The sequence below is a fragment of the Mumia quercus genome (assembly GCF_025506335.1).
Lineage (GTDB): Bacteria > Actinomycetota > Actinomycetes > Propionibacteriales > Nocardioidaceae > Mumia > Mumia quercus.
This window is the reverse complement of the sequence record NZ_JANZYO010000007.1, coordinates 135,650-155,950: the sequence shown is the minus strand read 5'-3', so window position 1 is coordinate 155,950 and position 20,301 is coordinate 135,650. Positions and strand designations below refer to the sequence as shown.

Annotated in this window: 20 protein-coding genes; 16 read left to right on the top strand and 4 right to left on the bottom strand. The window is 70.2% G+C overall.

Translation table 11 applies throughout. The annotated features are described in order from the left end of the window. Positions 1-176 precede the first annotated feature (176 nt). A complete protein-coding gene (locus NYZ95_RS17485; protein WP_262852612.1) occupies positions 177-701 on the bottom strand; it encodes an NUDIX hydrolase in 525 nt (174 codons plus the stop codon). A gap of 52 nt (positions 702-753) precedes the next feature. Between NYZ95_RS17485 and dop the strand changes: the two genes are divergently transcribed. From dop to prcA, 4 genes are all read left to right on the top strand, one after another. Further along, positions 754-2,271 (top strand): depupylase/deamidase Dop, encoded by a 1,518-nt coding sequence (gene dop / locus NYZ95_RS17480; protein ID WP_279307888.1) that lies wholly within the window; start codon positions 754-756, stop codon positions 2,269-2,271. A gap of 426 nt (positions 2,272-2,697) precedes the next feature. Continuing rightward, the gene (locus tag NYZ95_RS17475; RefSeq protein ID WP_262852611.1) at positions 2,698-2,907 is read left to right on the top strand and encodes a ubiquitin-like protein Pup; all 210 of its coding nucleotides are present in this window, start codon (positions 2,698-2,700) and stop codon (positions 2,905-2,907) included. Next, positions 2,907-3,722: a proteasome subunit beta gene (gene prcB, locus NYZ95_RS17470; RefSeq protein ID WP_262852610.1), complete on the top strand. Its 816-nt coding sequence runs from the start codon at positions 2,907-2,909 to the stop codon at positions 3,720-3,722. Before NYZ95_RS17475 ends, prcB begins: the two co-directional genes overlap by 1 nt. A gap of 48 nt (positions 3,723-3,770) precedes the next feature. Beyond that, positions 3,771-4,469 (top strand): proteasome subunit alpha, encoded by a 699-nt coding sequence (prcA, locus tag NYZ95_RS17465; protein WP_262852609.1) that lies wholly within the window; start codon positions 3,771-3,773, stop codon positions 4,467-4,469. Positions 4,470-4,497: 28 nt separating this feature from the next. Here the strand turns inward: prcA and NYZ95_RS17460 are convergent, their stop codons facing one another. Together NYZ95_RS17460 and NYZ95_RS17455 are read right to left on the bottom strand one after the other, a co-directional pair. Then, on the bottom strand, positions 4,498-5,334 hold the full coding sequence (locus NYZ95_RS17460) for an ABC transporter permease (RefSeq protein WP_262852608.1): 837 nt from the start codon (positions 5,332-5,334) through the stop codon (positions 4,498-4,500). Beyond that, complete coding sequence (locus tag NYZ95_RS17455) at positions 5,331-6,323, bottom strand: ATP-binding cassette domain-containing protein (protein WP_262852607.1); 993 nt, start codon at positions 6,321-6,323, stop codon at positions 5,331-5,333. Before NYZ95_RS17455 ends, NYZ95_RS17460 begins: the two co-directional genes overlap by 4 nt. Positions 6,324-6,475: 152 nt before the next feature. On the opposite strand from NYZ95_RS17455, the gene pafA reads away from it, so the two are divergent. The 7 genes from pafA (at position 6,476) to NYZ95_RS17420 (ending at position 14,899) form a co-directional block, all read left to right on the top strand. After that, entirely contained in the window at positions 6,476-7,837 is a 1,362-nt protein-coding gene (pafA, locus tag NYZ95_RS17450; RefSeq protein WP_262852606.1) for a Pup--protein ligase, read from the top strand. 114 nt (positions 7,838-7,951) lie between these two features. Then, a complete protein-coding gene (locus NYZ95_RS17445) occupies positions 7,952-8,866 on the top strand; it encodes an FKBP-type peptidyl-prolyl cis-trans isomerase (RefSeq protein ID WP_262852605.1) in 915 nt (304 codons plus the stop codon). A 59-nt stretch (positions 8,867-8,925) separates the two neighbouring features. Further along, complete coding sequence (locus NYZ95_RS17440; protein ID WP_262852604.1) at positions 8,926-9,927, top strand: helix-turn-helix transcriptional regulator; 1,002 nt, start codon at positions 8,926-8,928, stop codon at positions 9,925-9,927. Beyond that, a complete protein-coding gene (locus NYZ95_RS17435; protein ID WP_262852603.1) occupies positions 9,924-10,889 on the top strand; it encodes a helix-turn-helix transcriptional regulator in 966 nt (321 codons plus the stop codon). Before NYZ95_RS17440 ends, NYZ95_RS17435 begins: the two co-directional genes overlap by 4 nt. 39 nt (positions 10,890-10,928) lie before the next feature. Continuing rightward, the gene (gene tatA / locus NYZ95_RS17430; protein ID WP_262852602.1) at positions 10,929-11,198 is read left to right on the top strand and encodes a Sec-independent protein translocase subunit TatA; all 270 of its coding nucleotides are present in this window, start codon (positions 10,929-10,931) and stop codon (positions 11,196-11,198) included. Positions 11,199-11,263: 65 nt separating this feature from the next. Beyond that, positions 11,264-12,136, top strand: coding sequence for a twin-arginine translocase subunit TatC (gene tatC, locus NYZ95_RS17425; RefSeq protein ID WP_262852601.1), 873 nt, complete (start codon positions 11,264-11,266; stop codon positions 12,134-12,136). Positions 12,137-12,145: 9 nt separating this feature from the next. Further along, on the top strand, positions 12,146-14,899 hold the full coding sequence (locus tag NYZ95_RS17420; protein WP_262852600.1) for a DEAD/DEAH box helicase: 2,754 nt from the start codon (positions 12,146-12,148) through the stop codon (positions 14,897-14,899). A 52-nt stretch (positions 14,900-14,951) separates the two neighbouring features. Here the strand turns inward: NYZ95_RS17420 and NYZ95_RS17415 are convergent, their stop codons facing one another. Further along, on the bottom strand, positions 14,952-15,251 hold the full coding sequence (locus NYZ95_RS17415; protein ID WP_262852599.1) for a thiamine-binding protein: 300 nt from the start codon (positions 15,249-15,251) through the stop codon (positions 14,952-14,954). 111 nt (positions 15,252-15,362) lie between these two features. On the opposite strand from NYZ95_RS17415, the gene NYZ95_RS17410 reads away from it, so the two are divergent. From NYZ95_RS17410 to NYZ95_RS17390, 5 genes are all read left to right on the top strand, one after another. Next, positions 15,363-16,289 carry a 5'-3' exonuclease gene (locus tag NYZ95_RS17410; RefSeq protein ID WP_262852598.1) on the top strand — a complete coding sequence of 309 codons (927 nt, stop codon included), beginning with the start codon at positions 15,363-15,365 and terminating at the stop codon, positions 16,287-16,289. Between the two features lie 34 nt (positions 16,290-16,323). Further along, the gene (locus tag NYZ95_RS17405; protein ID WP_262852597.1) at positions 16,324-17,430 is read left to right on the top strand and encodes a M24 family metallopeptidase; all 1,107 of its coding nucleotides are present in this window, start codon (positions 16,324-16,326) and stop codon (positions 17,428-17,430) included. A 74-nt stretch (positions 17,431-17,504) separates the two neighbouring features. After that, entirely contained in the window at positions 17,505-17,945 is a 441-nt protein-coding gene (locus NYZ95_RS17400) for an Lrp/AsnC family transcriptional regulator (protein WP_308212260.1), read from the top strand. 6 nt (positions 17,946-17,951) lie between these two features. Then, the gene (locus NYZ95_RS17395; protein ID WP_262852596.1) at positions 17,952-18,551 is read left to right on the top strand and encodes a GNAT family N-acetyltransferase; all 600 of its coding nucleotides are present in this window, start codon (positions 17,952-17,954) and stop codon (positions 18,549-18,551) included. Further along, positions 18,551-20,104: an amidohydrolase gene (locus tag NYZ95_RS17390; RefSeq protein ID WP_262852595.1), complete on the top strand. Its 1,554-nt coding sequence runs from the start codon at positions 18,551-18,553 to the stop codon at positions 20,102-20,104. The genes NYZ95_RS17395 and NYZ95_RS17390 overlap by 1 nt, the downstream gene beginning before the upstream one ends. Positions 20,105-20,301 lie beyond the last annotated feature (197 nt).

Genomic DNA, 20,301 nt, shown 5'->3' with positions numbered 1-20,301 from the left:
GCGTATCGAGACCTGGGTCTCGATACGGGCTCCGCTGGCGCTCCGCCCTACTCGACCATCGGAGTGCCGCGCGGAAAGGTTGGTCGAGTAGCCGAGCCCCTGGGGGTCTCGATACGGGCTCCGCTGGCGCTCCCCTCCTCGACCATCGGAAGGGGCTGGCGCTCCGCCCTCCTCGATCACCGGGGGCTTGCGGCGCGGTCGCGGAGCCAGGGTCCCACCAGGGCGTGCGAGTCGGGCACGAGGGGCCAGCCGGGGTCGTCGAGCCGTGCCACGACCTCCTGGAGCGGCATCCAGCCGCCCCACGCGACCTCCTCCGGCTGCCAGCGCACCAGTCCGGCCCAGCCCTCCACGAGGTAGCCGAAGGCCTCGTACGACGTGTGGGAGTCCTCGTACGCGCCTCTGAAGATCGGCACCACCGGCACGCCCGACACCCCGAGCTCTTCCTCGACCTCGCGGACGGCACCGTCGTAGGGATCTTCACCCGCCAGGAGGACGCCGCCAGCACAGACGTCGTACAGGCCGGGATAGACGTCCTTGCTCTCGGTCCGACGGTGCACGTACACCTGTCCCGCAGGGTCGAGCACCACCACGGCCGTCGCCGCGTGGTGCAGGTTGTCGCGCCGCACGCGCGAGCGGGGTGCACTCCCGCAGGGGTTGCCGTCACGGTCGTAAAGGGCCACGATCTCGTCCACGTACGCCATCCTCCCAGCGCAGCGCCAAGGAAAGCGGGCGCGCGGTGGCTAGGCTGGCGACATGACGGTGCGACGGGTGATGGGGTCCGAGGTCGAGTACGGCATCTCGGTGAAGGGGCAGCCCACAGCCAACCAGATGGTGGCGTCGACCCAGGTCGTGAACGCGTACGCCAGCGCTCACGGGCTCACCCGTCGCGCGCGCTGGGACTTCGAGGAGGAGAACCCGCTCCGCGACGCCCGCGGGTTCGACCTGAGCCGCGACCGCGCCGATCCGACCCAGCTCACCGACGAGGACCTCGGTCTCGCCAACGTCATCCTCACCAACGGTGCGCGTCTGTACGTCGACCACGCTCACCCGGAGTACGCGACGCCCGAGTGCACGACGCCGCGCGACGTCGTGCTCTGGGAGAAGGCCGGCGAGCTCGTGATGCAGCGCGGGGCCGACCTGGCTTCCCAGATGCCCGGATCGCCTGGGCTGCTGCTCTACAAGAACAACGTCGACAACAAGGGCGCCTCGTACGGCTCCCACGAGAACTACATGATGCGGCGCGACGTGCCCTTCGGAGCGATCGTCGAGCACCTGACGCCGTTCTTCGTCTCGCGGCAGGTGGTATGCGGGGCCGGCCGCGTCGGGCGCCAGCAGGACGGGTCGGAGAGCGGGTTCCAGATCAGCCAGCGTGCCGACTACTTCGAGGTCGGCGTGGGCCTGGAGACGACGCTCAAGCGCCCGATCATCAACACGCGAGACGAGCCGCACGCCGACCCGTCCAAGTACCGGCGTCTCCACGTGATCATCGGCGACGCCAACCTCGCCGAGATCTCGGCGTACCTCAAGCTCGGGACGACCTCCTTGGTGCTGGCGATGATCGAGGCGAGGTTCCTCGACAGCGGTCTCGAGCTGGCGCAGCCGGTCAACGCCCTCCACGCGATCTCGCACGACCCCTCGCTGCAGACCACGGTCGACCTCGCGGACGGCAGGAGCGTCACCGCTCTCGACCTGCAGTGGATCTACCTCGAGAAGGCGGTCGCGTTCGTGGAGCAGGCCGATGACGACGTCGACCTCGGCGCGGGCCAGACCAAGGACGTGCTCGACAGGTGGGAGTCGGTCCTCACCCGGCTCGGCAACGACCCGATGACGCTGCGCGACGAGCTCGACTGGGTCGCCAAGCTGTCGTTGCTGGAGTCGTACCGCGAGCGCGACGGGCTCGACTGGGACCACGCCAAGCTCCACCTCGTCGACCTCCAGTACGCCGACCTCCGCCCGGAGAAGGGCCTCTACCACCGCCTCGTACGGACGGGCCGGATGAAGCGTCTTCTCTCCGACGCCGAGATCGAGCGTGCCGTCACGGAGCCGCCGGAGGACACCCGCGCGTACTTCCGTGGTCAGTGCCTGTCCCGCTATCCCGAGGCGGTCGCGGCCGCGTCCTGGGACTCGGTGATCTTCGACCTCCCGGGCCGCGACACTCTGCAGCGGATCCCGACCATGGAGCCCTTGCGCGGCACCCGCGAGCACGTCGGCCGTCTGTTCGAGGAGAACGACAGCGCCCAGAGCCTGTTCGACGCCATCACCGGCCGCTGACCCATCCTCGGTTCCCGCTCGCGAGAGACTCCCCGCACTGTCGCGAGAGGATCACGCGATGCGCAGCTCCACCTCAAGATGGCGTGTGCTCGCACCTGCGAGGACGTCGAGCGCTTCCGGGGTGAGAGGTGAGAAGGTCGGGGCCGTCCAGGAGCGCACGGGCGTCCCGCGGGTCCCGTCGCCGACGACGCGCGTACTGCTGCGAGGTGCGCGACGTCGACCGCTGCGCGCCAGTCGTGGGTCGTGTTCTGCCCCGACCTCCCATCCGGGCAGTCTTCACCGCCGAAGTCTCTCGCCGCAGGGCTGGGGGTCTCTCGCGAGCGGGGGAGCGGGGGCGTTCGCGGCGGGCGAAGTCGACCACGCTCCGTCACCCGCGCGGTATAGGGTCGAGACCACGGCACGGACAGCCGACTCGAGGAGGTTGTGATGGCACGCGACGGCGGACAGCAGCACAAGACCACACGCAAGAGCACCGATTCCGAGGAGGACGTCGAGGTCACGCCCGCGGAGGATGTCGCGGAGCGCAAGGAGAAGCTCGACGACGACATCGACTCCATCCTCGACGAGATCGACGACGTCCTCGAGGAGAACGCCGAGGAGTTCGTCCGCAGCTTCGTGCAGAAGGGTGGGCAGTGATGCTGCCAGAGGCCTTCCTGACCTCCGGTTCTTCCTCCTTCAGCGAGTTCCTCGCCCGGCACCAGCCTGAGCTCCTCCCGTCTGCTCGGCTGGGCGAGGCGACGGTGACGCAGCAGGTCACGCACGCGACGACGATCGTGGCGGCGACCTTCCCCGGCGGTGTCGTGATGGCGGGCGACCGCCGCGCGACCATGGGCAACGTGATCGCCCAGCGCGACATCCAGAAGGTCTTCCCGGCCGACGAGTTCTCCGCCGTCGGCATCGCCGGCACCGCGGGCATCGCGGTCGAGATGACGCGGTTGTTCCAGCTCGAGCTCGAGCACTACGAGAAGATCGAGGGCACGCCGCTGTCGACTGACGGCAAGGCCAACCGCCTCGCGACCCTCATCCGCAACAACCTCGCGATGGCCATGCAGGGGCTGGCCGTCGTCCCCCTCTTCGCCGCGTACGACCTCGAGGCCGAGGTCGGCCGCATCTTCGTCTTCGACGTCACCGGCAACCGCAACGAGGAGCGGTCGTTCCACTCCGTCGGCTCCGGCTCGATGTTCGCGCGTGGCGCCCTCAAGAAGCTCTACCGGCCCGACCTCGACGAGACCGAGACGGTCACGGCCTGCATCCAGGCGCTGTACGACGCGGCCGACGACGACTCGGCGACGGGCGGGCCCGACCTGACCCGCCGGATCTTCCCGATGGTCGCCGTGATCACGGCTGCCGGCTACCGCGCGTACGACGACGACACGACGGCGGCGATCGCCGACCGGGTCATCGGTGGTCGGATGACCCGACCCGACGGCCCGTCGGCTCCGCTGGAGTAGTCCCGCCCGACCGTCCTGACCGTCGTCCCAGAACCAGAGAGGAATCCCGTGAGCGCAGGGTTCTACGTCTCGCCCGAGCAGCTGATGAAGGACCGCGCGGACTTCGCGCGCAAGGGGATCGCCCGCGGCCGCAGCGTCGTGGTCGTCCAGTACGCCGACGGCGTGCTCTTCGTCGCCGAGAACCAGTCCAACGCGTTGCACAAGATCAGCGAGATCTACGACCGCATCGGGTTCGCGGCCGTGGGGCGCTACAACGAGTTCGAGAACCTGCGCATCGCGGGCGTCCGTCTCGCCGACCTGCGCGGCTACTCGTACGACCGCAGCGACGTGACCGGCCGCGGCCTCGCCAACGCGTACGCCCAGACGCTCGGGACGATCTTCTCCTCCGGCGGCGAGAAGCCGTACGAGGTGGAGCTGTTCGTGGCCGAGGTGGGGGTGACACCGGAGCAGGACCAGATCTACCGCCTCACGTACGACGGCTCCGTCGCCGACGTCCAGGCGCACGCCGTGATGGGCGGACAGGCGGAGTCGGTGGAGGGCTACCTCAAGGACCACTACACCGACGGGCTCGGGCTCGACGACGCCATCTTGCTCGCCGCCAAGGCCCTCGGGCACGACGACGCGGCCCCACGGACGCTCACCGCGTCGCAGCTCGAGGTCGCGGTGCTCGACCGTACGCGCACCCAGCCCCGCAAGTTCAAGCGGATCTCGACGGCGCAGATCGAGGCGGCGCTCGCCGCCGGCTGATCCCAGGTCGGCCGGCGGCGAGCTCCGGTCAGCGGCGGCGAGTGTAGGCCCGCATGGTGAGCGGGGCGAAGATCGCGATGAGCACCGCGGCGGCGATGAAGGTCCACAGGACCTCGTCACCGACGGAGTCACCCGACATCAACCCGCGGACGGCGTAGACCGCGTGGGAGATCGGGTTGATCTCGACGAAGGTCTGCAGCCACTCGGGCATCGTCTTCGGGTCCACGAAGACGGGGCTGAGGAAGGCCAGCGGGAACAGCACCATCATGCTGATGCCCATCACCGACTGAGCGCTGCGCGCGAGCAGACCGACCCAGGTCCAGATCCAGCTGAACGCGAAGCAGAACACCATGAGCACCGCGACACCGGCGACGACACCCGCGGCGCCCCCGTCCGGGCGGTAGCCGAGGATCAGGCCGAGGGCGACGACGAAGATCGACGCGAGCGTGTAGCGCACCGCGTCGCCGAGGAGCGCTCCCACGAGCGCCGACGGCCGCCACACCGGAAGGGTGCGGATGCGGTCGAAGACGCCCTTCTCGATGTCGGTGTTGAGCGCGACCCCGGTGTACATCGTGATCATCACGACCGTCTGGACGAGGATCCCCGGCAGCAGGAACTGCAGGTAGGCGCTCGTCGAACCGGCGATAGCCCCGCCGAACAGGTACGTGAACATCAGCACCGAGATGATCGGGAACAGCGTCACGTCGAAGAGCTGCTCCGGGACGTGCTTGATCCGCAGGATCGCCCGCCAGCCGAACGCGAGGGTCGTCGTGAGGGCGTTCGCGCGCGGAGGCCGCGGTCCGGAGGCGAGGACGGCGTCGAGCTTCTCGCTGACGATCTGGTTGTCGGTGGTCGTGGCGGTCATGCCACCGCTCCTTCGGTGTCGTTGGTCTGAGCCGCCGCCTCGGCGTCGTCGGCGGTGTGGCCGGTGAGGGCGAGGAAAACCTCGTCGAGCGTCGGCTGGCCGTAGCTGAACCCGGCGAGCGCGATCCCGTCAGCGGCCAGGGTCGCGAGTGCCGCGGGCACCTTGGACCGGTCGTCGACCCTGCCGGTGACGTCTGCCGGGTCGCTGCCCGGGAACACCTCGTCGCCGAACGCCCGGCTGAGGATGTCGATCGCACGGGGCCGGTCGGCCGCGTCGTTCAGGTGGACGTGGAGGGCGCCGGACCCGACCGACGCCTTCAGCTGGCTGCTGGTGCCCTCGGCGATGATGCGACCGGTGTCGATGACGGCGATGCGGTCGGCGAGCTGGTCGGCCTCGTCGAGGTACTGCGTGGTCAGGAGCACGGTCGTACCGCGGGCGGTCAGCGCGCGCACGATGTCCCAGACCTGGTTGCGGCTACGCGGGTCCAGGCCCGTCGTGGGCTCGTCGAGGAAGAGCAGCTGGGGGGTGACGACGATGCTGGCGGCGATGTCGAGACGACGACGCATGCCCCCGGAGTAGCGCTTGACCTGCTTGGTCGCGGCGTCGGTCAGTCCGAACGCCTCCAGCAGGTCGTCGCAGCGGTTGCGCGCCTGCTCGCGCGAGAACCCCAGGACCCGCCCGAGCAGGAGGAGGTTCTCGCGACCGGTGAGGTCCTCGTCGACCGACGAGTACTGGCCGGTCAGGCTCACCAGGCTGCGGACCGCCTCAGGGTCGCGCGCCACGTCGTGGCCGAAGACCTTCGCGATGCCGCCGTCCGGCCGCAGCAGCGTCGCCAGGATCTGGATCGTCGTGGTCTTGCCCGCGCCGTTGGGGCCGAGGAACCCGTACACCCCGCCCTGTGGGACGCGGAGGTCGATGCCGTCCACGGCGCGCTTCTCCCCGAATGTCTTGACGAGCTCGTTCGTCTCGATCGCGATGCCGGTTTCCATGTCTCCTCACCCGATGGTTGCCCTGCGCAAACTGTTCCTATTAGGAACATCATCACCTTCGCACAGGGGTATGACAGTTCTCGATCGAATAACTCGTCGCCCAGCGGGCGAACGTCCGGGTGCCTCGGCCGCTTCCGGCATAGGGTAGAGACGTGGAGCGACGGATCTTCGGCATTGAGAACGAGTACGGCGTCACGTGCACGTTCCGGGGGCAGCGACGCCTGTCGCCGGACGAGGTCGCGCGCTATCTCTTCCGCCGCGTCGTCTCGTGGGGGCGCAGCAGCAACGTTTTCCTCCGCAACGGCGCGCGGCTCTACCTCGACGTAGGGAGCCACCCGGAATACGCCACGCCCGAGTGCGACGACGTCGTCGAGCTCGTCACCCACGACAAGGCGGGGGAGCGGGTGCTCGAAGGGCTCCTCCTCGACGCGCAGACGCGGCTGCGGGAGGACGGGATCCTCGGCGACATCTACCTCTTCAAGAACAACACCGACTCCGCCGGCAACTCCTACGGGTGCCACGAGAACTACCTCGTCTCGCGCGACGGCGAGTTCAGCCGGATCGCCGACATCCTGATCCCGTTCCTCGTCTCGCGGCAGATCATCTGCGGCGCCGGCAAGGTCCAGCAGACCCCGCGCGGGGCGATGTTCTCGGTCTCGCAGCGGGCCGAGCACATCTGGGAGGGCGTCTCGTCGGCGACGACGCGCTCGCGCCCGATCATCAACACGCGCGACGAGCCGCACGCCGACGCGGAGCGCTACCGCCGCCTCCACGTCATCGTCGGCGACTCCAACATGAGCGAGACGACGATGCTGCTCAAGGTCGCCACGACGCACCTCGTGCTGCAGATGATCGAGTCCGGCATCCCCATGCGCGACATGACGCTCGACAACCCCATCCGGGCCATCCGCGAGATCTCGCACGACATGACGGGGCGGCGGAAGGTCGCGCTCGCCAACGGGCGCGAGCTCTCGGCGCTGGAGATCCAGTCCGAGTACCTCGCGAAGGCGCGTGGCTTCGTCGACCGCTACACCCCCGACGACCCGGTCTCCGTACGGGCGCTGGAGCTGTGGGAGCGGACGCTGAAGGCCGTCGAGTCCGAGGACCTCTCGCTCGTGGAGCGCGAGATCGACTGGGTCATCAAGTATCGGCTGCTGGACCGCTACCGCGAGAAGAACGGCCTCACGTGGGGCCATCCGCGGATCGCCCAGATGGACCTCGCGTACCACGACATCCTGCGCGACCGCGGCCTCTACTACCTGCTGGAGCGCCAGGGTGCGGTCGCCCGGGTGACCGACGACCTCGCGATCTTCGAGGCCAAGTCCAAGCCACCTCAGACCACGAGGGCCCGGCTGCGGGGCGAGTTCATCAAGCGTGCGCAGGAGCGCCGCCGCGACTTCACCGTCGACTGGGTGCACCTCAAGCTCAACGACCAGGCGCAGCGCACGGTCCTCTGCAAAGACCCCTTCCGATCCCACGACGACCGTGTGCAGAAGCTCATCGACGGAATGTGAGACGGCCTCTCAGACTCCTCATGGTTTTCTGAGGTTCGTCGGCTACGGTTGCACACGTTGTTTGCCCTGACTCCGAGTGATTGGTTCCACCGCGTGCGCCGCCTAGCAGCACTGATGATTGCCCCGCTCCTCGTCTTCACCGCCGCCTGCGGCAACGGTGACGACGAGTCGGACGCGGGCACCTTCGACGACGTGACCGTGACCGGGAAGGTCGGCGAGGCTCCGGAGGTCAAGGACGCCAAGGGCGTCGAGGTCGACAAGATGACCAGCCGCGTGATCACCGAGGGCGACGGCCCCAAGGTCGCCGAGGGCGACAACGCGACGATGAAGTACGTCATCATCCAGGCCAAGGACGGCAAGGAGATGGGCGGCACCTTCGAGACCGAGGGCACGAGCGCGACCACCCTGAGCTCCGAGCAGGACACGATCCTCGCGCCGGCGCTGGTGGGCAAGCCGTACGGCACGCGCGTCCTCATCGGTCTCACGGGCAAGGACCTCGGCCAGACCGAGGGCGAGGCCGCCGACGACACGCTCCTGATCGTGGCCGACGTCCTCGAGAAGTGGCAGGCTCCCAAGCCGACCGGCACCATCGCGGACGTCAGCGTCTCCGGCAAGGGTGACGCCGAGCCGAAGATCACGCTCAAGAAGAAGCCGCTGGTCGTCGCCAAGACAGAGTCGAAGGTCGTCACGCCGACCAAGGCCAAGAAGGCCGAGACCGTCAAGGTCAACGACTCCGTCTCCGTGCGCTACGTGGGCGTGAACGGCCGCGACGGCAAGACCTTCGACAGCTCGTACAAGAACGGCGGCGGCACCGTCGACTTCCAGCTGACCGAGGGCCAGATGATCCCGGGCTTCATCACCGGCCTGGTCGGCAAGAAGATCGGCGACCGCGTCCTCATCACGATCCCCTACAACGACGCGTACGGCGCTGCCGGGCGTCCGGACGGCGGGATCAACGGCGGCGACACCCTCGTGTTCGTGGTCGATCTCGTGAAGAAGGCCGATCCGGCGGCCCAGCCCACGCCGTAACGGCGCGAGCCCGTCCTCCTCGTCGGGTCCGGCCCGTAGGTCTGCGACGATGTAGTTTGTTGGCTGACCTGCTGGTCCGACCCGACGAGGAGCACCTGGTGGCACCACGCACGACCGAGCGGCTGATGAACCTGCTCATCGCGCTCCTGGTGACACCGACCTACCTCCCGAAGTCCCGGATCCGGGAGATCATCGAGCCCTACCGGGGCCAGTCGGACGCGGCGTTCGACCGGATGTTCGAGCGTGACAAGGACGCCCTGCGCACCATCGGCATCCGCATCGAGGTGGGGGAGACGGAGTCGTACCACGGCGTCGAGCCCGGCTACCGGATCCGGCGCGAAGACTTCGAGCTCCCGCCCATCGACCTCGAGCCCGCCGAGGCAGCGGTGATCGGTGTCGCCGCGCGGGTGTGGCAGAGCGCCCGGCTCGGGGACGCGACCGCGGTCGCTCTCCGCAAGCTCGTGGCCGCCGGCGTCCCTGTGGACCCCGAGGCGTTGTCGGGCGTCGAGCCCCGCCTCGCGGCGAGCGAGCCGGCGTTCGAGGCCGTGTGGGACGCCGTCGTCACCCGTACGCCGGTCACGTTCCTGTACGAGCGCGCCGACGGCGCCCGTGCGCAGCGCATCGTCGAGCCGTGGCGGGTCGTGTCGTGGCACGGCCGCTGGTACCTGGTCGGCTACGACCGCGACCGCGCCGACCACCGGCTGTTCCGCCTGAGCCGCGTCGTGGGCGACGTCGAGGCCGCCGGGGCCCCGATGGAGTTCGACGTGCCCGACGACGCGGACGTCCGCGAGATCGCGGCGTCGCTGTTCCCTGCGCCGCCGGTCTCCGACGCCGTCGTCCACGTCCGCAAGGGCCGCGGCCTCGGTCTGCGGCGGCGCGCCACCACGCAGGAGCCCGGCGACGAGGGGTGGGACGTCATCCGCGTGCCGTACGGGTCCGTGGGCGAGCTCGCCTCCGACATCGCCTCGTACGGCCCGGACGCGGTGGCGGTCTCTCCGCCCGACCTGCGTGACGAGGTCCGTGACCGGCTGGCGCGGGTCCTGGAGGTGTCGAGCCGATGAGCCCGTCCGCGAAGCAGATCGAGCGCATGCTTGCGCTCGTCCCGTACCTGCGCAGCAACGACGGCGTGCCCGTCGCCGAGGTCGCCGACCTGTTCGGCGTCCCGAAGGCGCAGATCGTCAAGGACCTCAACGTCTTGTGGTTCTGCGGGCTCCCCGAGGCGGTGACGGGCGAGATGATCGACGTCGACATGGACGCGCTCAACGCCGACGGGGTCGTCTACATCGACAACGCCGACTTCCTCGAGCGCCCGCTGCGGCTCAACGGGTACGAGGCCGCCTCGCTGATCACGGCGCTGCGCGCCCTGAAGGAGACCGTTGCGGGCCGAGAGCTCGAGGCGCTCGAGTCCGCGCTCGCCAAGCTCACCGCGGCGACGGGGGAGACCGATCTCGGTGCCGCCGCCGAGGTGCTCGTCGAGGACGCCGAGTCGCAGGTGCACGAGCGCGCCGCCGAGGCGCTCCGCCAGGGGCGGCGCGTGCACCTCCAGTACCGCGTCGAGTCCCGCGACGAGCTGACGGACCGCGACGTCGACCCGTTGCGGCTCATCACGGCCGAGGGGCGCCTCTATCTCGAAGGCTGGTGCTACCGCGCGCAGGACGTGCGGCTCTTCAGGCTGGACCGTGTCGAGCACATCACGATCCTGGAGGACGCCGTGGCCGAGCACGAGGGCGTCGAGCGCCGTGACTACGCCACCCGGCTCTTCCACCCCCATGACGACGCGTACGAGGCGGTCGTCGCGCTCCACCCCAACGCGTTGTGGGTCCGCGAGTACGTCGACCACACCGAGCTCGGTACCGACGAGGACGGCTGGGTCCGCATCAAGGTCGTGACCGGGGACGAGGCGTGGCTCAAGCGCTTCGTCCTGCGCGCAGGCGGAAACATCCGTGTGGTGGAGCCCACACGTCTCGCGGAGCAGATAGTCAGCGAGACTCGTGCTTCACTTGCGGCGTACGATGCCGAGTGAAGGCGTAAGCAGCCCGCCCTGAGAAACTGAGGTCACCCTATGTTCAGGCAAATCGGCCCGATGGAGATCATCCTCATCCTGGCCGTCCTCGTCCTCCTGTTCGGCGCCAAGAAGCTGCCGGAGCTCGCCCGTGGCTCGGGTCGTGCGCTGCGGATCTTCAAGTCGGAGACCAAGGGACTGATCGACGACGACGAGGACGACAAGACGACCACGGTCAAGGCTGTCGAGGAGAAGCCCGCCGCGCTGCCGTCGGACGTCGTCCAGCCGGCGCGACCGACGTCGTACGACAAGCAGTCCGACACGCCCTGATCTGATCCGTGGCGCTCATCTCCCGGGGGAAGCGGCCGAGGCCGGCCGGCTCCCCAGATGGCACGATGCCGCTGGCCGAGCACCTGCGGGAGCTTCGTGACCGCCTTCTCAAGGCGGTGCTGGCGATCGTCGCCGCCACCATCTTCGCGGCGTTCTTCTACGACCAGCTGCTCGACCTGCTCACGGGTCCGTGGGAGCGCGCGATCGACAACCTGCGCGACAGCGGCCACCCCGTCCAGGCCGAGCTGACCTTCCCGGGCATCGCCGAGCCGTTCACCTTCGCGCTGAAGATCTCGCTGGTCGCCGGGCTCGTGCTCTCGAGCCCGGTCTGGCTCTACCAGATCTGGACGTTCATCGTCCCCGCGATGCACCGCAACGAGCGTCGGTGGACGCTGCTCTTCTGCGCGATCGCGGGGCCGCTGTTCATCATCGGCTTCGTCACCGGCTACTACGTGCTGCCCAAGGGCATCGAGCTCCTGATCTCGTTCACGCCGGAGGGTGTCTCCAACCTCAACTCGCTGTCGGACTACCTCGGGTTCGTGCTGCGGATCCTGCTGGTGTTCGCTGTGGCGTTCGAGATCCCGCTGTTCGTGATCCTGCTCAACGGGATGGGTGCGGTCAGTGCGAAGCAGCTCGCGGCGGCCCGTGCCTGGATCATCGTGGGCACCTTCGTCTTCGCCGCGCTGGCGACGCCGTCGACCGACCCGATCACGATGCTGTTCCTCGCGCTGCCGATGACGGTGCTCTTCCTCATCGCGGAGGTCGTCGCGATGATCGTGGACCGCCGACGTGCCAAGCGCGACGAGGCCCTCGGTCTCGCCGGAGTCGCCGACGACGAGCGCTCCGAGATCCTGCTGACGCAGGATCCCGACGACGACAGGCCGAGCGACCTCCACGACGAGGGCGAGGAGCCGGGTGGGTCGCGACCGGCCCCGTAGGCTGGAGGCATGACCTCACCGGCGGAGCGCTACGCCCAGTTCCGGGCCGCGCAGGCCAACCCTCTCCTCGCCGAGTTCGAAGGACTGTACGACTTCTCGCTGGACCCGTTCCAGATCGAGTCGTGCGAGGCCCTCGAGGCAGGGCACGGCGTGCTCGTCGCCGCGCCCACCGGCTCCGGCAAGACCCTCGTCGGCGAGTTCGCCGTGCACCTGGCGCTGGCCACCGGGCGCAAGTGCTTCTACACGACGCCGATCAAGGCGCTGTCGAACCAGAAGTTCCACGACCTCGTCGAGCGGTACGGTGCCGACCGTGTCGGGCTGCTCACCGGCGACAACACGATCAACGGGGAGGCGCCTGTCGTCGTCATGACGACCGAGGTGCTCCGCAACATGCTGTACGCGGGCTCCCGTACGCTCGAGGGCCTGGGCTTCGTGGTGATGGACGAGGTGCACTACCTCGCCGACCGGTTCCGCGGTGCCGTCTGGGAAGAGGTCATCATCCACCTCCCCGAGTCGGTCCAGGTGGTGTCGCTGTCCGCGACCGTCTCCAACGCCGAGGAGTTCGGCGACTGGCTGTCCGAGGTCCGGGGGGACACCGTCACGGTCGTCTCCGAGCGCCGGCCCGTCCCGCTCTACCAGCACGTGCTCGTCGGCAGGCGCCTGTACGACCTCTTCGAGGGCGGTGACTCGGGGTCGGACACGAGGGTCAACAGCGAGCTCGAGCGCATCGCCCGCGACGAGTGGCGCATGCGGCAGGTCGGGCGCGCCGGTGGCGGACCGGGCAAGCGCGGCAAGCGGGGGCAGTCGTACGGTGCGCACCGCCACCGCTCCCGCCACTTCACGCCCAACCGGGTCGAGGTCCTCGACAGGCTGGACGCGGCGGGCCTCCTGCCCGCGATCACCTTCATCTTCAGCCGGGCGGGATGTCAGGCCGCCGTCGAGCAGTGCCTGGCGTCCCACCTGCGGCTCACCACGCCCGCGGAGGAGCGCGAGATCCGGGCGTACGTCGAAGAGGCGACCGCGTCCCTCCCGAGCGCCGACCTGCACGCGCTCGGGTACGCCGACTTCGCCGAAGGACTTGCCCGCGGCGTCGCCGCCCACCACGCGGGGATGCTGCCGACGTTCAAGGAGATCGTCGAGCACCTGTTCAGCGAGGGCCTGGTCAAGGCCGTGTTCGCGACCGAGACGCTGGCCCTCGGCATCAACATGCCGGCCCGCTCGGTGGTCATCGAGAAGCTGACCAAGTGGAACGGTGAGACCCACGCCGAGATCACCGCGGGGGAGTACACCCAGCTGACCGGTCGCGCCGGCCGCCGCGGCATCGACGTGGAGGGGCACGGCGTCGTCCTGTGGCAGCCCGGGCTCGACCCGAAGCACGTCGCGGGCCTCGCCTCGACCCGCACGTACCCTCTGCGCTCCTCGTTCCACCCCTCGTACAACATGGCCGTCAACCTCGTCCACCAGGTCGGCCGCGCGACTGCCCGGCAGATGCTGGAGCAGTCGTTCGCGCAGTTCCAGGCCGACCGGCAGGTCGTCGGGCTGGCCCGCCAGGTCCACAAGGCGGACGAGGCGCTGGCCGGGTACGCAGAGGCGGCGACGTGCTCGCAGGGTGACTTCATGGAGTACGCGAACCTGCGGCGCCGCCTGAAGGACCTCGAGCAGTCGGCCTCGCGCAAGCGCCGCTCCGCCCACGCCGACGACGTCGCGGCCTCGCTCGCGCGCCTGCGCCCGGGCGACGTCATCGCTGTCCCGGCCGGTCGCTGGGCAGGCTGGGCCGTCGTGCTCGACCCCGGCGCCAGCCAGGACCGCAGCGCCCCGCGTCCGTTCGTGCTCACCGCGGACCGCCACGCGCGGCGTCTCGGGCTGGTGGACTTCCCGACGCCGATCGAGGCCACCACCCGGATGCGGGTGCCGAGGACGTTCAACGCCCGCAACCCTCAGCAGCGGCGCGACCTCGCCTCGACGCTGCGGCAGAAGACCCGCGACCTCGACCTCCCGAAGGTGGGGAGGTCGAAGGGCGCGCCCGTCCACGACCCGCAGATCGACGAGCTGCGCCGCGCCCTGAAGGACCACCCGTGCCACCAGTGCCCCGACCGCGAGGACCACGCCCGGTGGGCCGAGCGCTGGTTCAGGCTCGAGCGCGACACCAGCAACCAGCGTCGCCGGATCGAGCAGCGCACCAACACCGTCGCGCGTCAGTTCGACCGGGTGTGCGAGGTCCTCGACGAGCTCGGCTACCTCGACGGAGACAAGGTCACCCCCGACGGTCAACGTCTCCAGCGGCTCTACTCCGAGCTGGACCTCCTCGCCGGCGAGTGCCTGCGGCGCGGGACCTGGGACGACCTGGAGCCGGCCGAGCTCGCGGCGGTGCTCAGCGGGCTCACGTACGAGTCGCGCAACCCCGAGGGCGACGGGCCGCCGCGCTTCCCGCGGGGCCGTGCCGCGATCGTGGCCGACGAGATGGGTCGCACGTGGGCCGAGCTGGAGCAGGTCGAGCGTGCACACCGGTTGTCGTTCCTGCGGCGGCCCGACTTCGGGTTCGCGTGGACGGCGTGGCAGTGGGCGTCGGGGTTCGACCTGGACGTGGTGCTGGAGTCGAACGACATCGCCGCCGGTGACTTCGTCCGCTCGGTGAAGCAGCTGCTCGACGTGATCGAGCAGGTCGCTGCCGCGGCGACGGACAAGGACCTGCGTGCGAAGGCCCGTGCCGCAGCGGACCTGCTGCGCCGCGGCGTCGTCTCGTACACCTCCGTCTCCGAATAGCCCGCGAGTCACGCGCTGCGCGCCCGCGAGTCACCCTGCGCGTGCTCGCGAGTCACTCGCCGAGGATCTGCTCGATCCGTTCGACCTTCTCGACGAGCTGTCCCGTACGGCCGGGGCGGATGTCGGCCTTGAGCACGAGCGAGACCCGAGGCGACACCTCGGCGACGGCGTCGACGGCGCGCTTGACCACGTCCATGACCTCGTCCCACTCGCCCTCGACGTTGGTGAACATCGCGTTGGTCTCGTGGGGGAGGCCGCTCGCACGTACGACCTCGACGGCCCGGGCGACGGCTTCGGCGACGCCACCGGTCTCGTCGGCGGTGGCTGGGCTGATGCTGAACGCTGCGATCATCGCCCCAGCGTACGGCGGTGACTCGCGGGTGCGCCCAGAGTGACTCGCGGGTGCGCCGGGAGTGACTCGCGGGCCGTGGCGGTGTCGGCGGCGAGCGGTACGGTGCGGGGTATGCCCGGACAGAAGCTCCTCCTTCTCGACTCCGCCTCGCTCTACTTCCGCGCGTTCTTCGGCATGCCCGACAGCCTGAAGTCGCCTGACGGGACGCCGGTGAACGCGGTCCGGGGGATGCTCGACTTCGTCGCGACGCTCGTCGAGACCACCCGACCGGCAGCGATGGCCGCGTGCTGGGACAACGACTGGCGTCCGCAGTGGCGCGTCGACCTGATCCCGTCGTACAAGGAGCACCGCGTCGAGCAGGCCACGGCCTCGGGCCAGGACGTCGAGGAGACTCCCGACCTGCTGGACGTCCAGGTCCCCGTGATCGCGCGCGCCCTCCAGATCCTCGGGATCCCGATCGTCGGCGCGGACGGCTACGAGGCCGACGACGTCATCGGGACGCTCGCGACCACGTGGGACGGTCCGGTGGACGTCGTGACCGGCGACCGTGACCTCTTCCAGCTCGTGGACGACGACCGGGGCGTCCGGGTGCTCTACCCCGCGAAGGGTATGAGCAAGCTGGAGTACGTCGACGCCACCTGGATCCGGGACCGGTACGGCATCACGCCGTCGCAGTACGCCGACTTCGCGGTGCTGCGCGGCGACCCGTCCGACGGCCTGCCGGGTGTCGCGGGGATCGGGGAGAAGACCGCGGCCTCCCTCCTCACGTCGTACGGCGACCTGGACGGCATCCTTGCCGCCGCCGCTGACCGTCATGCGAAGGTCGCGCCGCGCGCCCGTACGAACCTGCTGGCCGCCGCCGACTACCTCGCGGTCGCCCCACGGGTCGTCGAGGTCGTACGTGACCTCCCGCTCGACACCGACCTGACCCTCCGACCGGTCTCCACCGAGCAGGTCCGGGAGATGGCAGAGCTGGCCGAGGCGTGGGGTCTCGGACGCCCTGCCGAACGCGCCGTCGCCGCCCTCACAGCACCCTGATCGGTGCCATCGGCGCGCGAGTAGGGTCGACGCCATGAGCACCGACATCACCCGGCGCCTCGACGCCGCTCGTACGGCCGCCGCCGAGGCGGGCGTGGACGCCCTCCTCGTGACCCCGGGCGCGGACCTGCGCTACCTGACCGGGTTCGTGGCCATGCCGCTCGAGCGGCTGACCTGCCTCGTGCTGCCCGTCGAAGGCGACCCGACGCTGGTGCTGCCGCGTCTCGAGCTGGCGATGGCTCTCGAGGCGGGCGTCGACGACCACGGCATCGTCCTCCACGGCTGGGGCGAGACCGAGGACCCGTTCGCCGCCGCGGCTGCGCCTCTCGCCGGTGCGCGGCGTGTCGCGGTGGACGACCACATGTGGGCCGAGCGCGTCTTCGCGTTCCGGAGGGCGGTCCCCGACGCCGAGCAGGTCCTGGCGGGCCCGGTGCTGCGCCGGCTGCGGCTGCGCAAGACGCCGGGCGAGGTCGAGGCGCTGCGCGAGGCAGGAGCTGCCATCGACCGCGTGCACGCCCGCGTAGGGGAGTGGCTGCGCCCCGGCCGTACGGAGCGCGAGGTCGGCCGTGACATCGCGGAGGCGATCCTCGCCGAGGGCCACGAGTCCGTCGAGTTCGTGATCGTCGGGTCGGGTCCCAACAGCGCCTCCCCGCATGCGGAGGTGAGCGACCGGGTGATCGAGCCCGGTGACGCGGTCGTCGTCGACATCGGCGGGGTCATGCCGTCGGGCTACTGCTCCGACTCGACCCGGACGTACGTCGCGGCCGGGACGCCGTCGAGCGAGCTCGTCGCGTTCTACGAGGTGCTCCAGCGCGCCCAGGAGGAGCAGTGCGCGTACGCCCGTCCGGGCGTGACCGCGGAGTCCGTCGACGCCGTCGGGCGTGACATCATCGCCGCTGCTGGCTACGGCAAGCACTTCCTGCACCGTACGGGGCACGGCATCGGTCTGGAGACCCACGAGGAGCCGTACATCGTCTCCGGCAACGACCTCGTCCTCGAGCCGGGCATGGCGTTCTCGATCGAGCCGGGCATCTACTTCGACGGCGTCCAGGGCGCGCGCATCGAGGACATCGTCGTCACCACCGACGACGGGCTCGAGCGGCTCAACCTGAGGCCTCGCGACCTGGTCGTGCTGGACTGACCGCCTGCGCGTGCTCCGTCTCTCCTGATGAGCGGGTCGGTGACTCGCGGGACGGCGCGTATATCCTGTCCAGCGTGGAGGAGACCGATGCGCAGATCGTCCGGCTGTTGTCCGTCGACGGCCGGATGTCTTTCACCGATCTCGGACGTGCCACGGGACTCTCGACGAGCGCCGTCCACCAGCGGGTGAAGCGGCTCGAGGCTCGGGGGGTCATCACCGGCTACCAGGCCCGTCTCGACCCGGAGGCCGTCGGTCTCGCCCTGACGGCGTTCATCTCGATCCGACCGATCGACCCGAGCCAGCCGGACGACTCGCCCGAGCGGCTTCGTCACCTGGACGCGATCGAGTCCTGCTACTCGGTCGCCGGCGAGGAGAGCTACGTGCTGAAGGTGCGCGTCGCCACCACCAGAGACCTGGAGACGTTGCTCGCGGAGATCCGGGCGGCCGCGAACGTCTCGACCCGGACGACCATCGTCCTCTCGACCCCGTACGAGAACCGCCCGATCGGAGGCTGACCCTGCATGGCCGATGTGGCCACCTACACCGTCCGTCGTGTCGTCGAGCCGGAGCCTGCGCTGCTCGACTCGCTGCACGCACTCATCACGAGACTGGTGGAGGAGGGTGCCGCTCTCGGCTGGCTCGAGCCACCGAGCCGCTCCGACGTCGGTGACCTCCTGGGCGACCTCGTCCACGAGAGCGACCTCGACGACGCATGCCTGGCGGTCGCCGAGGACGCGGAGGGCGAGGTCGTCGGCTTCGCGTACTGGTCGCGCAGGATCGGCGAGACCGAGCAGCCGCACGCCGACATCGGCCGCGTCGCCGTCTCGCCGGATGCTCGTGGGGGCGGGCTCGGCCAGAGGCTGGTGTCCGAGCTGATCGACTACGCGCGCAAGGCGGGCATCGAGATCCTCACGCTGGACGTCCGCGGCAACAACCACGCCGCGATGGCGCTGTACGAGCGGCTCGGCTTCCGCGAGTACGGCCGCATCCCCGACTTCGTCGCGATCGGCGACCAGCGTTGGGACAACGTGTACTTCTGGCTCGACCTCCGCCCGGACGAGCACGACCTCACCCTGCACGGCGACACTCCGACCGGGCCCGGGGCCTCCGAGGTGCGGTGATGGTGCCGACGTCCGGCAGGGTCCTCTACCGCGGCCTGAGGGCCATCGACGCGCCGCAGCGCGTCGCGCTCGCCGTCGAGGACGGCGCGATCGCGTGGCTCGGCCCGGACGCCGAGTCGGCGGCGTGGGCCGACGGCGCGGAGGCGGTCGTCGCGCTGCCGGACGTCCTGGTGACTCCCGGCTTCGTCGACGCGCACGTCCACCTGGAGATGACCGGGCACGCGATGCGAGGGCTCGACCTCGCCGGCTCGCGCTCGCGCGTGGAGGCGCTGCAGCGGCTGGCCACGCACGTCTCCCGGGTCGACGACCAGGTCGTCCACGGGCACGGGTGGGACGACAGCGAGTGGCACGACGGCACCCTGACCGGACCCGACCTCGACCGGGCAGCCGAGGGGCGACCCGTCTACCTCGCGCGTGTCGACGCCCACTCCGCGGTCGTCTCCGCGGCGCTGGAGGGGCGTGTGCCGTCGCTGCGCGAGACGGACGGGTGGCTCGGCGACGGCCGGATCGAGCGCGACGCCCACCACCTCGTACGCGTCTACCTCGAGACGGTCCCCGACGCCGCCGACCGCAAGGCGTCGATCGCCACCGCGCTGGACGCCGCCGCGGCGGCCGGCATCGTCTCGGTCCACGAGCAGGCGGCCCCGCACATCGCCCCGCTCGACGACCTGATGCGCGTGCGGGAGCTGTCCGCCTCGCGCGTCGTGCCGCACGTCGTCACGTACTGGGGCGGGCTCGACGCGTTCGAGGCAGCACGCGAGCACGGCGTCGCCGGCCTCGCCGGCGACCTCAACATCGACGGCTCCCTGGGCTCGCGTACGGCCGCGCTGCACGCCCCGTACGACGACGACCCGACCACGTCGGGTCACCTGTACCTCGACGCCGACGCCGTCTGCGCGCACGTCGTCGCGTGCACCCGTGCCGGTCTGCAGGCGGGCTTCCACGTCATCGGCGACCGGGGGAGCGAGGCCCTCGTGGCTGGGCTGCGGCAGGCCCGCGACCTCCTCGGCACCGACAGCGTCCGCTCGGCGCGCCACCGCGCGGAGCACCTCGAGATGCCCTCAGGTGCCCACCTGGAGCTCCTGGCGCAGCTGGGGGTCACTGCGAGCGTCCAGCCCGCGTTCGACGCGGCGTGGGGCGGAGACGACGGAATGTACGCGGCGCGGGTCGGGCGTGACCGCGCTCGGCGGATGAACCCGTTCGCGGCGATGGCCGCCATCGGCGTGCCGATGGCGTTCGGCTCGGACGCGCCGGTGACGCCGTTCGCGCCGTGGAGCGCGATCCGTGCGGCGACCCAGCCCCGGTCGGGCGACCGCGGGCTGTCCGTCGCCGCGGCGCTCCACGCCCACACCGTCGGCGGGTGGCACGCGGCGCGGGTCGACGGGGCCGGGACCCTCGAGGCCGGGGCGCCTGCACACCTGGCGTTCTGGGAGGTACCGACCGACGCCGACCCGCTCGAGGCGGCGCTCGCCGGCGATGCACGATGCGTCCGTACGGTGGTCGCCGGGCGCGTCGCGCACGACACGACAGACTCCACTACGCTTCACAGTTGACAGCAGCGCCGAGGTTCGGCACTGTCGTACGAGATCGCCTCTCGGATGCCGGCGAGTATCACGGGGAGAGGCCTCACGCCAGGGGCTCTGGCGCCCACTAGACAACAGCGCACGCTGGTCCGAAGGGTGCCAGGCCTCTGGCGGATCTCGTTCCGGCCTCTCCGCGAGGTCCGCTGTGGCCGTTCGGTAGCGTAGTG

Excerpts from the sequence above, each read along its gene's own strand:
- NYZ95_RS17445 (WP_262852605.1), top strand. The coding sequence starts at position 7,952 with ATGATTGCCCCGCTCCTCGTCTTCACCGCCGCCTGCGGCAACGGTGAC.
- NYZ95_RS17475 (WP_262852611.1), top strand. The coding sequence starts at position 2,698 with ATGGCACGCGACGGCGGACAGCAGCACAAGACCACACGCAAGAGCACC.
- NYZ95_RS17415 (WP_262852599.1), bottom strand. The coding sequence starts at position 15,251 with ATGATCGCAGCGTTCAGCATCAGCCCAGCCACCGCCGACGAGACCGGT.
- NYZ95_RS17435 (WP_262852603.1), top strand. The coding sequence starts at position 9,924 with ATGAGCCCGTCCGCGAAGCAGATCGAGCGCATGCTTGCGCTCGTCCCG.
- NYZ95_RS17390 (WP_262852595.1), top strand. The coding sequence starts at position 18,551 with ATGGTGCCGACGTCCGGCAGGGTCCTCTACCGCGGCCTGAGGGCCATC.
- NYZ95_RS17485 (WP_262852612.1), bottom strand. The coding sequence starts at position 701 with ATGGCGTACGTGGACGAGATCGTGGCCCTTTACGACCGTGACGGCAAC.
- prcB (WP_262852610.1), top strand. The coding sequence starts at position 2,907 with ATGCTGCCAGAGGCCTTCCTGACCTCCGGTTCTTCCTCCTTCAGCGAG.
- dop (WP_279307888.1), top strand. The coding sequence starts at position 754 with ATGACGGTGCGACGGGTGATGGGGTCCGAGGTCGAGTACGGCATCTCG.
- NYZ95_RS17420 (WP_262852600.1), top strand. The coding sequence starts at position 12,146 with ATGACCTCACCGGCGGAGCGCTACGCCCAGTTCCGGGCCGCGCAGGCC.
- NYZ95_RS17455 (WP_262852607.1), bottom strand. The coding sequence starts at position 6,323 with ATGGAAACCGGCATCGCGATCGAGACGAACGAGCTCGTCAAGACATTC.
- tatA (WP_262852602.1), top strand. The coding sequence starts at position 10,929 with ATGTTCAGGCAAATCGGCCCGATGGAGATCATCCTCATCCTGGCCGTC.
- NYZ95_RS17460 (WP_262852608.1), bottom strand. The coding sequence starts at position 5,334 with ATGACCGCCACGACCACCGACAACCAGATCGTCAGCGAGAAGCTCGAC.
- NYZ95_RS17405 (WP_262852597.1), top strand. The coding sequence starts at position 16,324 with ATGAGCACCGACATCACCCGGCGCCTCGACGCCGCTCGTACGGCCGCC.
- NYZ95_RS17410 (WP_262852598.1), top strand. The coding sequence starts at position 15,363 with ATGCCCGGACAGAAGCTCCTCCTTCTCGACTCCGCCTCGCTCTACTTC.
- NYZ95_RS17395 (WP_262852596.1), top strand. The coding sequence starts at position 17,952 with ATGGCCGATGTGGCCACCTACACCGTCCGTCGTGTCGTCGAGCCGGAG.
- tatC (WP_262852601.1), top strand. The coding sequence starts at position 11,264 with ATGCCGCTGGCCGAGCACCTGCGGGAGCTTCGTGACCGCCTTCTCAAG.